Origin of the sequence: Paenibacillus sp. GXUN7292, assembly GCF_050864975.1 — a bacterium.
Lineage (GTDB): Bacteria > Bacillota > Bacilli > Paenibacillales > Paenibacillaceae > Pristimantibacillus.
On sequence record NZ_JBOZWO010000053.1, the window covers coordinates 1 to 14,836 of the forward strand.

A 14,836-nucleotide genomic window follows, 5' to 3' on the forward strand; every position below is an offset into this window, starting at 1 on the left:
TTTATCTGATGCATAATTTCCTAAACAAAAATAAAAAACGGTTCGCCCTTGTCTAAGGACGAACCGTTTTTTATTTAACCGTATTGTCCGACAGTCGACGACAGGCGTCTAATAGCCTCGTAATCAGGACGGATAACCAAATCATCCAAGTACGCCGAAACGACGCTGCCGGGCCGCCTTGCCCGGTTCAGCGCGGCTATTATTTCATTTCCAGTTGCAATTCCTACACCATGGCCAAAAAACAAATTCGTATCGAGCATAATAGCATTCTCGCCCTGCCACTCCATATTTGCCGGATTGACATCGGGATTTTTGAAATATACAACATCTCCCGGATAGATATTGCGATTATCATAGGAAGAAACAAGCCTCAGATCATTATCATGCTGCCAGTCGCGCAAATATAAATTTTGGAAATAATAATTAAACGCATCATCGCCGATCGTCTCCAGTACCGCCTTATAAAGCATAATAATAATTGCTCCGGCACATTCGAACGCATATTTATTCCCATTAATAAAAATATCACGAACGCCCACTGATGGAGGAACGTTAGGCTTTAACAAAAATCCCCCATTGCTCGTACGCGTCCAATACTGCTCATTGCATCTTGAATTGCTGAACACAGCAAACCCGACTCCGCTTCTATACATAGCTTTTGCCGCTTCCACAATTTGTGTTCTCAGCTTTAGCTCAAATAATAATGCGTCAAGCGAATCATAGCGATACACTACCGGGCTATTCTGCTTGCTTCGAACAATTTTCCATTCCAGTTCAGACAACATACGCGGGTTGATTTGAGATAAATCGCCGCCTGAAATAACGATCACAGAGCACCCTCCCTCCAACCTTTTTTTAAAATATAGGAAAGTATATGTTTTCATCTTATACTTGATCCTATATTTCACCGAGAAACGGCACATCCCTTAGCCAAGGACGAAAGCGTTTCTTCTTGGTTCAATTAGGTTATTGTACGTATCGGGCTTGCAATTGGTGACCACTATAACAGACGGCGATTTAAATACGAACTATTTATAATCTACTAAGCAATTAAAAGTCCAGCTTTCACAAGTCCATTGCGAATGCCTTTTTCATCTACATGACTCGTAATATAATCGGCAAATGGCAGTAAATCAGGGTGCGCATTGCCCATTGCTACGCCAAAGCCTACTGTATCCAGCATTTCCTTATCATTCAATCCATCGCCGAATGCGGCTGCTTCCGCAGTTGAAATTCCCAGCTTGTCAAGCATCGCAATAACGCCTACCGCTTTGGATATGCCGTTAGGAAGCACATCCATCGCCTGATCATGCCAGCGGATCAGCGTAAAGTCTTCCCTCAAATGATCATACAAATGCTCATCTGCGCTCACGCAGTGAAGAAAAATTTGCATAACATCCTGCTCCTGCCAGAAATTCGGATTGTAATCAGGCATATCAACCTTTAACGATTTGATCGCTGCAGTTACAAATGGATCGTCAATGCCATTCGTGCTGAAGGTATGCTCGCCTTCAAATACCAGGCTGTGCTTATTCTGTTCTGCAGTGCTGACAAACTTAGCCAGCACGTCCTTTGAAATGGCTCTTTTAAAAATAGGCACTCCTTTGTACACAACGTATGAACCATTCAAGCAAACATAGGACTCTATATTCAACTGCTCCAATAATGGCTGGATGAAATAAGGTGCTCTGCCTGTCGCGATAACAGGCTCAACACCGCTTTCCTTCAATTGCTTGATCGCCTCTATCGTATCAGCAGGAATTACTTTTTCTTCGTTAACCAATGTGCCATCAATATCAAAAAAGACAACCTTGTAGCTCATTCTCCTATCCCCTATCTTTTTATAGTCTGACAATCGACGATTAACCTTTTATACAGTATAAAGAATATACCCTGATTTTGCACGAACTTTCCGCCATTATAAAGGAAACCGCTGCTTGACTAATACTGGGAATGGTTGGTATATTAGTGTCAACCGCTAACTGAGGAAGCACCCGTAGCATACGGCTTTAAGCCGTAATACGGGTGCTTTTTGCTGTGCGGAATTTTTATTTTAAGGGAGGAAAGATCAATGAGGCAACGTATGAAGCAACTCGCCGCTTTTTGGATCGCTTTAACACTTGTCGCATGCTTGCCCGGCTACGCAGCAGGAGCATCCTATCAATTTTCTGCCAGTGCCAAGGCAAGCTTTGACAAAATGGCCGGAGCAGCCAGTGCAGCTATGAAGGAGCAGCTGACTTCTCAGTACAATAAGCTGCAAGAGCACTACAAGCAAGAGCTGGAATGGGAGCATAAAATCAAGACGATTCACGCCAACAATGAAGGGCTTGAGAAAAAAATCCGCAATCAAATACAAATGCTGGACAATGATCGAATAAAACAGCTGGAATCGGATATTGCCAAGCTGAAAAAACGATATGAGCCCGTTATTAAAGTGTATGACACGCAGCGCAATCAATTAAATATGATAAAAGCCGTTAAAACTAGCAATAAAGAGCTCATAAAAGTTATGAATGTTTCGGTTTCAATATCAAAAGCTGCAGCCGATCATGCCAAAGCAGAAATTCGGCGCCAGGAAGCGAACTTGAAGGCTGCTCGCTCTGCCGCTAATGAGAAGAAAAAAGAGCTGCGCAGCATGCTTGCGGAAGGCGCTTCGCTCACCAGCAAAATTAAAATTGCAAAAAGCGCCATCCAAGCTTCTAACAAACTGTATACAGCTGAAGGCAAATTGCTGTCGCAAGCTGTACGCCAGCAGGCTGCCGGCGCTGCCCTGCAATCTATGCGAAAGATGAATGAGCAGGCACAAGCAATTAATAAGCAAAAAAGCTCCATCTACACCCTTGAGCAGCAATATAGCCAGCTGTTAACGAAGGTTCAGCTAAGAATGCGGTAGCAGCACTTCAATCTGCCTGCATAGCAAGGATAAACGGCTACGCCGTCCTTTGGACAGGCGCGTTTACTGGTGAAATATAAGAACGGGTATAAGAATACAAAAACTTATACTTTCTTATATTTCAAAAAGTGTGAAAGCAGGAGTCTGACTCCTGCTTCCACACTTAGCTGCGGCTATTTTTTTATTTTCAAATAAATAAATCTTACGACTTCAACAACAATTCCAAGCGCAATACCTGCAACGATCAGCTGCATAAACACAAGAATACCTATTAATTCCTCCCAGCCTGTTGTGCCGCCAGAGTAATAAACCATCAGCACTAAGCCAAGCAGCAAGCCGGCATTTGAGCAGGCCCACATCCTCGTAGCCCCGAACCAGCCCATCAGGCTGTATACAACCGACAATATGAAGGAAAGAAGAATAAGACGCAGTGCAATGATTACATCAAAATCCTGTCCAATAATTAAGAAGCGAGAGAGCATAATTAACACACTGATTACTGCAGTGGACATCAAGCCGAATGTGAGCCAATTGCGACTATGCGGTGGCGGAATGATGCGCATCGGGCACGCTCCTTCTCAAGACATGATTATTTTGCTTCACCTATAATGTACTTAAACAATAAACGCAATGCAATCGCTATTAGTTGCAGGGCGACCCCCTATTATGCAGTTACAGGAACTTGGATCGAGAAGTTTGCAGCCTGACGTTCTTTCTTTTATAAGGAGGTGTCGGGTAGTCCGTTATCGTTCGAAAGGCCGTTGCTGCACAATGAATCATATGGCCTTCGCTGCTAACCGTCACATTCCCGCGCGTTACTTTATTTTGTAGCAATACTGCCCTTCCGATTCCGAAATAAACATTAGGTTTCGAGCAATGCGTTCCGCTGTAATTAACGGGTACTGCTTGTACAGATACTTATAAATAGGCTTATACTGCAGTTTATTTGCTGAAGTGTCCATTCGAAGCGCCTCCTTAAAGATATAAAAACCTTATACTTTCTTATAAAAATAAAAGCACCGCACTAAGGTAAATACCCTCAGCACGGTGCTTCCGCATATATTTAAATTTACCTACACTATAGCATTCCGCCTATAAACCCGCAACTGCCTGAGCAGCGATAATTTGTTTGCTACACGCCAGTAATTATGCTACACTATTGCTAATTAAAGGAATGGAGGCTTATATACATGATAGATTCTATCCGCTTAAGGTCTGTGCGCATCTAATCGAACAGCACTTACTCTGCTCTGTGCAGGGGACTCAGGATAGCTCTGTCTATATATGCCTATCACTCTCATATGCGGGATTATGCACTTTAGCATGCTGCGCAGCGATTAGCTGGATTCATATCCGGACGATGCTATGCGCATACTATCGTATGCCATAATCGTGCGGCTTTATGTATAATATTGACGTTTATCGTCCATATTTGATACGAATGTCACTGTGAGATGATGTATTCTGAATCCTCTAACGATTAATGCTGCACAGGCTGAACATGCCTGTGCTTTTTTGTTGTTGCGCACCATCATTTCATACCCTGTTAACCGGGTTATTCGAGGAGGATTTATATATGCATGAAAAAAAATATAACGCCATACTTGTTGGCGTGGAAACTCAGCTGCAAGGTGATTTTGCCTATTCCATGCAGGAGCTTAACAATCTCGCGGAAGCATGCGATATTAACGTCGTTGCCGAGCTTCATCAAAAAGTGGAACGCCCTCATCCGGGCCATTATGTTGGCAGCGGAAAAATACAAGAAATTATTGCGCTAATGGAGGCACACGAAGCTGAGGTTGTTATTTGCAATGATGAGCTGTCTCCTTCGCAAATACGCAATTTGGAGGCTGCTTTGGAATGTACGGTTATTGACCGCACCATTCTTATACTGGATATATTCGCCGATCGCGCCAAAACACGTGAAGCACAGCTTCAGGTCGAGGTTGCGCGCTTGCAATATATGCTGCCGCGCTTAGTAGGACTGCGCGCTTCGCTTGGCAGACAGGGCGGCGGCGCAGGGCTCAGGAACAGAGGTGCCGGCGAAACCAAGCTGGAGCTGGATCGCAGACGGATCGAGGAGAGAATATCGATGCTGCAAGCCGATTTGGAGAAGCTCGTAGCTGTCAGAAAGGTGCAGCGCAAGCAGCGCCATAAAACAGAAGTGCCCGTCGTCTGCCTGGTCGGCTATACGAATACGGGCAAATCAAGCCTTATGAACGCAATGATCGAAAAGTTCGACGGCCAGACTACCAAGCAAGTATTTGTAAAGGATATGCTGTTTGCTACTCTGGAAACGTCCGTACGAAGCATCGGGCTGCCGGATCACAAATCTTTTTTATTAACTGACACTGTAGGCTTTGTAAGTCAGCTTCCTCACCATCTGGTCAAGGCGTTTCGCTCCACGCTAGAGGAAGTGACGGAAGCTGATCTGCTCATCCACGTCGTTGATTATTCCCATGACGATTACGAGCAGCTGATCAAAGTTACCGAGGAAACGCTAAGAGACCTAGGCGCTGATCACATACCTGTTGTTTACGCCTACAATAAGTGCGACCTCACCAATCAGCCCTACCCTCGCGTCAAGGAGCCAGTGCTGTACATGTCGGTTCGCGAAAGAAGCGGCTTGGATGAGCTTGTCGAGCTGATTCGCAAGCATGTATTTCATGATTATAAAACGTATGATCTGCTCGTCCCTTACGATCAAGGACGACTGGTATCCTTCTTCAACGAAAATGGCCATGTCCAAGAAATGAGCTATGAGGAAGAAGGCACGCGTATGAGGCTAGAGTGCCGGATCGCGGATTTTGAGAAATACAAAGAGTATGTAACCTTATTGTAGCTGTTTGCTGATTTGAAGAGAACGAGCTTAACGCCTGACGGCGTCGATTAATTGTGGGCAACGATAGGCAAGCAAAAAGAAAAAAAATTGGACTACAACAGCGGTCGGAATCCCAACCTTGATCGCAGTAACATCCCTTTCGTTTGCTTATTGCCCTTATCTGCAATTAATCGACACCCTACTACAATGCGCTATTAGGCCAAAATCTTCCGATTTGATTTTTTAATGGAGATCAGGTGCGTCATGCTATTCTTCATTAGATTTCAGGAGCAACACGGCTTCGTAGCTTTTAATAACCTAACGAACCTCAAAAAACTGTTCATTCATTGTGGATAAAGGCGAAAAAAGGAAAGGCTCAGCACACATGTCCAACAGTCTCAACCTGTAACGGTTGTGGGAAGCGCTATTTCGTGAAAAATGAGTTTTTTTAAACTGTAACGGTTGTAAGTGGCGCTATGTGTGAACTTTTGCCCTATTTAAGCTGGAATTTAGGCAAATAAGGCTTCTTACAACCGTTAGCTTTTTGGAATGAGCTGATTACTGTAAATTAGCGCTTCTGGCAACCGTAAGGCCTATTTCATTAACTATTTCAAGATTGTGCATCTTTATCCTGTCAGCCCATGGGTCCTTTATTCCAATCAACCTTCAGCCGGGAATATGATAGGGTCGGACACCGGAACCATTCCGCTAAAGCTGTCCCAAACGAATAGCTTCACGTAATAACCTGACGGATTGTCCGGCAAATGAAAGCCCGTTTCGAAAGTGGCCGTCTTCCCCGCACCGATACTCTTCTCCACGTATGCCAGCGAATCCATAGTTGTGCCATTGTAAAGCGCAACGATAAAAGTAACGGACTGCGCTTCCTCAGTAATATTAGTCAAATCGGCCACTGTTCGCAAAAATCCGCCGCCATGCAAAGCAGATACGGGATCGCCTTCCCTACTCGTAAACCTAGGTGTGCCCATCGTGATCGGATATGCCGGTAACGCCCTTACCGGAGCGGAAGGCTCGCTCTCGCCATTTTTGTTAACAGAGGTAACGACATAATAATAGTCAACTCCATTAATTAATCCGCGGTCCTTATACTGAAGCGTGGAAGTTTCACCCACAACCTCGTAAGGACCATCCGCCTGAACGCTTCTCATCACCTTATAAGTAACTGCTGAGCTCACCTTCGACCATGTCAGTTCTGCTACGCCATTGCCCGATTTCACGGCAACCTGTGCGGGAGGCGCGGCGGCTTCCTGAGTAATAACGAGCAGCGGCGGCTTGCCAAGCTCATGCTCCTTGGCCGCATAGTGAGCTCCCCTGCTCGCCGGACCTGCTGATTGAATGAAGAAGCTTGCCGCTTCATCCTTCTGTTCCCTCACAAACTCCGTTACATCGAACTCGATGTATGTTCCAGCGACAACGCTGTTGACCTGCACAGTGGATAGCGCCACAGCAGCGGCGGCAGCGGCAGGCTGGTTGTCATGCACAAGCTCTGCTTCATTCCATGTGTCGTCATTTAAACCAAATATCGTAATTTGGTAGCCATCAGATGGCGTACTGGACTCAAGCTCGGTAACGAATACTTTAACGACAGCTCGGTCAACCATAAAATCATATTCTGCAGGCAATTCGAACTTCAAATATGCCCGGCGAACATCCGAGCCCGATGAGTTGCTCTTAATGTTCATCGTCGGCTGTTTCCCTTGAGCCGCAAGTCCCGTCCTGACGTACGTATCGTCCTTCGCGGTCGCCTCATAATAATATGCGTATACATGAACGAGCTGCTCAGCTGTATATTCGCCATACGTCGCGATAATTTTCGTCGTGCCGGCGGCAAGAGGAGTTATCAGCCCGTCAGAAGATACTGCTGCAGCTTGCGGATGACTCATGCTGAATTCAACTCCCGGAACAATCGGCCGCTCCGTCCCATCGCTGAATACACCGATAACTTGCGCCTGATAACCGTCTCCGCCCGCCACCAGCGGCGGAACATCAGCTATACGAATACTCGACAGCTCCTCGGCTGGCTGCTTTAAAGTGACGACCAGCAGCGGCGGCATGTTCAGGCTCGTATTTTCCCTTGAAGCGTAATCCGCGCCCAAATTGTCTTCAACGCCAACCAAGCGGAATGAAGCGATTCCGTCTGTTTGTGCGCTGACGAAGTCAGTAACGTCGAACTCCACATAAGCTTCGTTCTGCGTAACATGAACGTTGTCCAGATCGGTCGCTGACTGCGGCTGGTTAGCCTCGGTTATTTTCATTTCCGTCCAGCTATCGTCCTCGATGCCTTGCGCAGTTACGTGATACCCATCCGGGTTGCCGGATTCCAGCTTGTTGTTGTACAACATTAAAGTTGCCGACTCGATCTCGCCATTCAACGAATCGAGATCAAATTTGAGAAACACCCGGCGCTCATACCCGCTGTTCGGCGCAACTCTCTCTTTGATCTTCATCATCGTTTCCGTGCCAAAATTCATATTCGTATACGCGGCACCATCCCGGATCATACTGTCCGCCATTGCCGTAATCGTTACCTTATTTCCCTCAATGACCGGATCGGGCACCGGAAATGGCTCCGGCTCTTCCGGTATGTTTTCGCTGACATTGTCAACGAAGTCCACGCCCAAATTGCCGCTGATCGTATTACTTGCAGCCAGCGTGTAGGTGCCCGCGTCGATTCTCACTCCGTTGCTGTTGCCAGTAATAGTGTTGCCTTCAATTACAATGTCTTCAGGGTCGCCTTTCCCGACATTACCTGCATTTGCGTCGCCATTATCGTGTTCCAGCACAATTCCCCAAAAACCGCTCGCTGTATTGTTCGTAATCGTATTATTTCGAATGATTGTGCGCGGTGCGTTTTGAATATAAATGCCTTTAGAACTGCTCGGCTCTGTCATCCCGCTAATCGTGTTCCCTTCAATCAACGTGTCCGGCGAGCCGAGATGCACCTTTATCCCTTCGCGGGAATTGGTTATCGTATTATTGACGATATGATTGAACGGTCCCGAAGCGTCATGATTGCTTGGCGCTGCGCCGCCGGTATTGCCCAGCGCGATTCCCGCGCCCGTCAGAACGCCGGTAATCTGATTGCCATCAATTTTGTTCAAATATTCGTCTTCTCCATGCAGGTCAATGGCATCCAGCCGCATGCCGTCAAATTCATTATGGCGAACCTCATTATTATGCGAATAGTACTGGATGAGTACCCCGTGGCGCAAGTATGGCCCGACAAACTGGCTGTTCTCCACCACATTATGTCTGGAATCATTGGCATAGCCGAGCCGGTCAACCTTCGCTATTCCCTGAATCGAAACCCCGTAGCCCGCTCCGCCGCCGCCTACATCGGTCGCGTTCTGAAAAAGTGAATTTCTGACAACGACATCCCGGCTTTTGCTGATTCTTACTCCCATGCGCTGAAACTTCTCAATCGTGACAGAATCAATCGTTATATTATAAGAAGGCTGATTCAAGCGATCCTCAATATAAATCATGTTCTCTGGGCCGCCGCGTTCGGGATTATTCGCCTGATGATTAGTTGAATAAGTTCCGTCAAACGTTGAAGTGAGCGTCAGATGGGAAATGACGATATCATGCAAGCCGAATGCGTTCATCACCTTGCTGTTGGCGATATTTCTGTCAAAATGAGACCTCAGGATCGCACCAGACTGGCTTTCTCCCCGCATGTTAACGCCATTCTTCAAAGCGATATGCGAGGTGGCGTCATTAGATAGCGTGCTGATCAAGTCATACGTCCCATTCGGAAAATAAATCTCGTCCCCCGGCAACGCCGCCGCAATCGCCGCGTTGATCGCGGCCGTATCGTCCAGCCCGTCGTCAGGTATTGCGCCATAACTTGGGTCGGTCACATTAATGGTCGATCCCGTAACCGCATTAGGCGTATGCAGCGGATAAGGATTGCCCCTGTTGTCAAACATGCCCGCAACCGTGTAAGGCGTCATGTCTCCCGGAACTTCAGGCGGGGGCGGATTCAAATCCGCGAGCACTAATCCGTCCGGGTGCGGCGGATAAATATGCACATCGGTCAAGCTGTTCCACAAGTTTGCAGTGTTGCCGTACCCTGTAATCCGTACATACCGGGCATCCTGATCAACCACATCGAATGGCTCCAAGCCAAGTGTTGTCCCGCCGCTCTGTCCCTCGAATACCTTGATGAAGTTTACGCCGTCATGCGACAATTCAATGTCGAAGAAGGTGCTTCTCCGATCGCCGCTGGCGAAAGCTATGCCCAGGTAACCAACTGTCTTCACGCTGCCGAGATCATATTGAATCCATTGTCCCGTACGCTCCCCGTCGATCAAGGCACTCTGGGCGGACCAGCGTGTGTTCAGATCGTCGTCAAGCGTATTTTCCGGAAAGTTGCCGTCATGCCCGCTCGCGCTTACTTCCAGCACTTCAAGCTTAGTTGCTGTAGAGCCAGGCGGCTCCGGATCAATTGTCCCTTGCCTTGTCAGTCTTAATTCTGGGTGCCGGGCAGCACTGGTATTCTCTTTCGTATACAAGCTGACATTGCCATTCGCTCCGCCAACATCCGCCACAATAAAAGTAACGTAGCCATCAACCCCGTAGTTGTTCACGAAATCAGTCGCATCAATGACATAGTGCATTTCAGCTGTCTGACTGGCAGCTATATTAAAGGTGCCCAGCTCAAACGCGCTAACACCCGCACCGCTTATGTCGCCTGTCGACGGATCGATATTGCTTGCCGTATTCCAGGTAAGAGCCGACTCCGACCACGCGTCATTCACTATTCCGTATACCGTAAAGGTAACGCCTTCTGCCGGAGGGCTGCTGCCGATTTTCCCGGTCAATTTGAACTCGGCTGAAGCGACCCTGGCGGCTTCGGTTACCGGAAACTTGTAAAAGCCTAAACGGGCTTGTGTCGGAACCTCTCCTTGCGCCCGACTGCGCTTCAAATTGAATATTCCAATTGAACCGCCTGTGTTATCGCTGAAATTAGTATCCTTCGCGGTTATGTCGATTGCCGCATCATCCGAAGGAGCTATCATTTCCATCACCGGTTCAGCAGCAGCTGCCTTCTCCATGGCGAGTGAAGACAGAAGACCTGCGATTAACGACAGACTTAACAATACGCTTAATCGTGCTTTCCATAGCTTATTCATCGACGTTCCTCCCAAGCTTTATTTCCAAACGGGCGTCCTCCGATTTTCATTTATGGGAACATGATCGCCTCGCTAAGTGGCTGCATACTATCCATGCTGTCCCATACAAATACTTTTACATAATAGCCCCCCAATTGCGCCGGCAGTGTAAATCCGCCGCTTGAGCTTACCGTTTGCCAGCCTTCCGCTTCACTTGTGACGACAGCAAGCTTCTCAATCGTGTGATCAGGCCGGTATAAGGCGATGATCGTAGACAGCTCTCTCACTTCATCCTGATTGCTGCGAATTTGCATATTAACCTTTAAGAAGCTGGAAGGGATAAGCTTCGTTACCGGCTCGCCCTTGTAGTTTGTAAAGTTAACCCGCTCGATCGTTACAGGCGTCAGCTCGACAAGAGTCTCACCGTAAATTTCTACTTCTGTTACACTGTTCCAGCCGCTTGAAGAATTGCCGTAGCCGATCAGTCTGACGAATCTTGCATTTCGTTCGCCCAGCTCATACGTTTCAAAACCAAGCGTCATGCCGCTCGACTCCACATTTTGCATCACTCTGGTCCAGTTCTGGCCGTCCATCGATATCTCCATATCGAAAAACGACTTTCTGACATTCCCGCTGGCATAAGCGATTTTCATATAGTGCAGCTTTTGTTCGGCACCCAGGTCGAACTCGATCCATTGCGGCTCGCGATTGCCCAGATCGCCTGTGCTTAGCGCCGACCATCTCGTCTGGAAATCGCCATCAATCGTATTGGACGGCACGTTGCCGTCATCGCTGCTTGCTGCCACACGAATGACGCGCAAAGCATCAAGCCCAGGGCCATCCTCTAGCGCTGCCAAGACCAGATTAGAAATGCTGGAGACGTTGCCCGCTTCGTCCTCAGCGCGGATTGCGAAGAAATAGGTTCTTCCAGCGGCGAGTCCGGTCACATTCATACCCTGCTTCGTACCGACGATCTCAGGCGAGGGCTCGCCGTTTGCCCGCGATGCTGCTTCCCACTGTGCTTCATTCATAATAGGCGAAGCGCTGTAGCGGACATCGTAAGCCGCCGCGGTGCCGCTATAGCCGTCGTTGCCAGGTGCTGTCCATGCCAACTGAACGCCCGTTTGTTCGGCAGCAGCTACGCTTAAATCAGTGATCATGCCGGGAGCCGTCCGGTCTTCAGTGAATGCGGTTGTCGCATTTGCCGGATTGGACAAAGGCGACATATTGAGATATCCGTCTCCTGCCCGCATGGCAAAATAATAAGTCATATCTGATAGTAAGCCGCTTATTCGCATCGTTTCGGGCGATCCCGCCGCAGCAGGCTTAGATTCGCCAGTCGCAAGCGCTGCTTCTTCCCAATTGCTGTCTGTAATCGGAGCAGTGCTGTAGCGGACATCATAAAACGCGGCTGTTCCTATCTCACCGTCATTACCCGGCGCCGTCCATGTCAGCTGCACCGCATCCGGACCAAGCGCTGTCGCACTTAGATCGTTAATGGCGGAGGGTGCTTCCGTATCCTGATGCCCGCTGTCCGCCATACGGATAATAAGCTCGCCTTCACCGGTCAATGCCTCAAGCTGTGCATAGCCGTCCACGCTGCTTACTGTTATCGCAGTCCCATTAAATGAAGCCGATTCAGCGACTTTTCCTTCCGGCAGCTTAAAGCTTGCGGAATACGTTAATTCCGGATCATCCGTAGACAGCCTTCCGATGTATTGTGATCGGCTGCTTATGTCCATCGCCAGCGTAATCCGCTCCGAAGAACGGAACAATTGTTCACCGTTATAGATGAGCTGCTCCGCTTCCCGCGCGGCATACTGCTGTACAAGGCCATTGTCGCGCGCGTACGCAAAATCCCCGTCCGTCGCCAATCCGCCAAGACTCACCACATCCGATCCTTGCTGAACGAGGTAAGTATCCATATAGCCGTCCATTTCCACCGTTCCGCCGACTCGCTGCCCGTTGCTCATTTCCGTTACTTGCGGAATTGCAGCAGTAATCGCCTGCGGAATTAATATTTGGATGAAATTGGCACTCGCAGCATTAACGGTTGCTTTAACATAATCGCCTTCTATATAGTCATCCTTGACATAGCTGACTTCGCCTTTCCAATTCGTCAATTCCGCTTCATCAGAAAAAATCCATGCCGATAGCTTGGAGGATGAGCCGTAAGCGTCATTGCCATATATCCACTGCCGGAAATTGCCCTCTCCGCTCATGCTGCCCCGGCCGCCATGCAAATAAAGATCAAAGCTTCTCTCACTCGTATCCTTCGTTCTTGCCTGATCGATAACGACGAAATACTGCTCATTCGGAAAAGCGACTGCTCTTTCAATATAGCCGAGGCTCTCGCTATCGGGCGGGAATAGCAAGTCATTCTCCGAATCGCTTGGATCATTCGTCATTTGAATGTATCTGGCTTCCTTTTGCTGAAAATCAAAAAAATCGGTGTCGATGCTGTACTTTGATTCCGGCGTTACATTCTGAGCCATGTCCACTGGCCAATAGCCGTCCATCGTCAACGTATTATGAGCGGGCGCCGTACGATACCAGGAGCGTCTGATCGCTTCTCCATAGCTGGATCGGCTGTAGCCCGCGTCGCTGGCCATCATTTGATTTTGCGCGTGAATAATGAAGCTCAACTGATCAAAGTGGTTATGATTATCCATATCCGCTACGCCCTGGAACAGCAAATAGCGGGTCGAAGGATCGCCAACCGCCCAGTTATTCCTAAAAATCGTCTGCCCGCCTTCATTAAAGAAGGAAGTGCCCGTGCCGGTCGGAGCAATCGGTTCAATGGAAGGATCATAGGTCAAATACCGGTCTAAGTCCATCGTGTCATCGTAGCTTGCGCCCGTATTATTGCCGAACTCGCCGCCCCAAGGCGATTTGTCGGCCGTCATATATCTCCACTGGAACAGATTTCCCCATTTCGCAGTCTCATGCAGCGTCGTCGCATCATCCTCTGTCATAAACTGGCTGGCTACCATACTCAAATGGTTATGTCTGATATAGGAGTCCGCGAAGTTCGGCATCCAGCCATTGTTATTGGAGACATGGAATTCCCATTCGAATGCAGGCTTGAACACTTGGAACAAGTCAACGCCGGATACATTTTTGTAATGATACAGGAAGGGCAGGAAGTTAATATGGGAGTAGATATAATATTGCGAGCCTTCGCGATATACGCCGTCAGAGCTGAAAAAATATTTCGTATTTGTATTCGCCATCTCCAGCGCTTTCTTCAGCCATTTGGACGCATCCTCGTGATCCGACATGACCAAAGCAAGCGAGCCGAGTCCCCATGCCGGCTTGGAACGGTGATTATGCGGCCTCGGTCCCCAAATATGAATCATATCGTGGGCGAGGTCAGCTTCTTTGGCCAAGCGGCTCCTGATTGCCTGGTCTTGCTCCGCCGTCAATTCGCCTTGCAGCCAGTCATAAGCCGCAGCAAAATTTTGCACCCATAATGCGCGGTACGTTTCATCGACAGGACTGCTGGATGCGACGGGATCGCAATCGTATATCGGGCCGTCAAATGCTCGAAGCAATGAGGCAATTGCTCGAGTCTTATGCATCTCATTCCCTTCCATAATGAACATGAACGCGTTATACTTGGCGATTCTCGCCATATCGCCGTAATAGCTATGCAATGAATCCGAGGCACAGCCCGCCGTTGGCGCATTCGGCAGCGCCATCGTTAAGTACGGGCTGCCGGAGATGGAATTCCATAGCGACTGCGCATAAGCGTCCGCATTGCGCTTCGCGTAAATCGCGGCGGTCTCGTCCGAGCTGAACCACAGCTTCGGATGAACCTCTTCGGCGGGCAATACCGGAATTTCCGGTGTTACGAATCCGCTGTAGCTTTCATAATCCGGAGCGTCTGCGCTGGCGAGCGGCAGCGGCATCATTCCGATGACAAGGCTGACGGTTATAATCATCGCCAGCAGCTTCTTGCGTTGTAATTGTTGCAGCTTCAAGCAAATC

The 14,836-nt window shown here is 48.4% G+C and carries 8 protein-coding genes; 2 read left to right on the forward strand and 6 right to left on the reverse strand.

Annotation, left to right across the window (positions count from 1 at the left end; genetic code table 11):
- Positions 1-74: 74 nt before the first annotated feature.
- Together ACRRU2_RS26130 and ACRRU2_RS26135 are read right to left on the reverse strand one after the other, a co-directional pair.
- The gene (locus tag ACRRU2_RS26130) at positions 75-830 is read right to left on the reverse strand and encodes a protein-glutamine gamma-glutamyltransferase (RefSeq protein ID WP_331700784.1); all 756 of its coding nucleotides are present in this window, start codon (positions 828-830) and stop codon (positions 75-77) included.
- A gap of 212 nt (positions 831-1,042) precedes the next feature.
- Positions 1,043-1,822, reverse strand: coding sequence for a Cof-type HAD-IIB family hydrolase (locus tag ACRRU2_RS26135; protein ID WP_331700783.1), 780 nt, complete (start codon positions 1,820-1,822; stop codon positions 1,043-1,045).
- A 249-nt stretch (positions 1,823-2,071) separates the two neighbouring features.
- Between ACRRU2_RS26135 and ACRRU2_RS26140 the strand changes: the two genes are divergently transcribed.
- Entirely contained in the window at positions 2,072-2,893 is an 822-nt protein-coding gene (locus ACRRU2_RS26140) for a hypothetical protein (protein WP_432506178.1), read from the forward strand.
- Positions 2,894-3,066: 173 nt separating this feature from the next.
- Here the strand turns inward: ACRRU2_RS26140 and ACRRU2_RS26145 are convergent, their stop codons facing one another.
- Positions 3,067-3,456, reverse strand: a complete 390-nt coding sequence (locus ACRRU2_RS26145; RefSeq protein ID WP_331700781.1) for a hypothetical protein — start codon at positions 3,454-3,456, stop codon at positions 3,067-3,069.
- Positions 3,457-3,708: 252 nt separating this feature from the next.
- Positions 3,709-3,855 (reverse strand): hypothetical protein, encoded by a 147-nt coding sequence (locus ACRRU2_RS26150; protein ID WP_432506180.1) that lies wholly within the window; start codon positions 3,853-3,855, stop codon positions 3,709-3,711.
- A gap of 614 nt (positions 3,856-4,469) precedes the next feature.
- Between ACRRU2_RS26150 and hflX the strand changes: the two genes are divergently transcribed.
- Positions 4,470-5,735, forward strand: coding sequence for a GTPase HflX (gene hflX, locus ACRRU2_RS26155; protein ID WP_331700779.1), 1,266 nt, complete (start codon positions 4,470-4,472; stop codon positions 5,733-5,735).
- Positions 5,736-6,373: 638 nt separating this feature from the next.
- On the opposite strand, the gene ACRRU2_RS26160 is transcribed toward hflX, so the two are convergent.
- Positions 6,374-10,867: a DUF7594 domain-containing protein gene (locus tag ACRRU2_RS26160; protein ID WP_432506182.1), complete on the reverse strand. Its 4,494-nt coding sequence runs from the start codon at positions 10,865-10,867 to the stop codon at positions 6,374-6,376.
- A 50-nt stretch (positions 10,868-10,917) separates the two neighbouring features.
- Positions 10,918-14,829 (reverse strand): discoidin domain-containing protein, encoded by a 3,912-nt coding sequence (locus ACRRU2_RS26165; protein WP_432506184.1) that lies wholly within the window; start codon positions 14,827-14,829, stop codon positions 10,918-10,920.
- Positions 14,830-14,836: the final 7 nt, after the last annotated feature.